1 protein-coding gene is annotated in these 405 nt (G+C 47.7%); it reads left to right on the top strand.

Features of this window, described 5'->3' with window-relative positions:
* Window positions 1-405 (top strand): YegS/Rv2252/BmrU family lipid kinase (locus AWV70_RS24705; RefSeq protein WP_235588691.1); only part of this gene is annotated, 405 nt, incomplete at both ends.

Here is a 405-nt window from a genome sequence, read left to right on the forward strand (position 1 = left end):
TGGAGAGACGATTCCGGTGGATGTCGGCCTTATGAATGACCGTCATTTTATCAACATCGCAGGCGGCGGCCGTATGACCGAACTGACATATGAAGTGCCAAGCAAGCTGAAGACGGTGCTTGGCCAGCTCGCCTATTACTTGAAAGGGATTGAAATGCTCCCATCCATCCACTCAAGTAACGTAAAAATTGAGTATGATGATGAAGTATTCGAAGGAGAGGTAATGCTCTTTCTCGTCGGCTTGACCAATTCCGTCGGCGGCCTGGAAAAGTTGGCGCCGAATTCAAGTATCAACGACGGCCGATTCACATTATTAGTTTTGAAAAAATGTAATATGGCCGAATTCATCCGAATCGTCACGCTGGCATTGCGTGGAGAGCATTTGGATGATCCGCTCGTCATTTC

It is taken from the genome of Sporosarcina koreensis (genome assembly GCF_001531445.1).
In the GTDB taxonomy this organism is placed as follows: domain Bacteria; phylum Bacillota; class Bacilli; order Bacillales_A; family Planococcaceae; genus Sporosarcina; species Sporosarcina koreensis_C.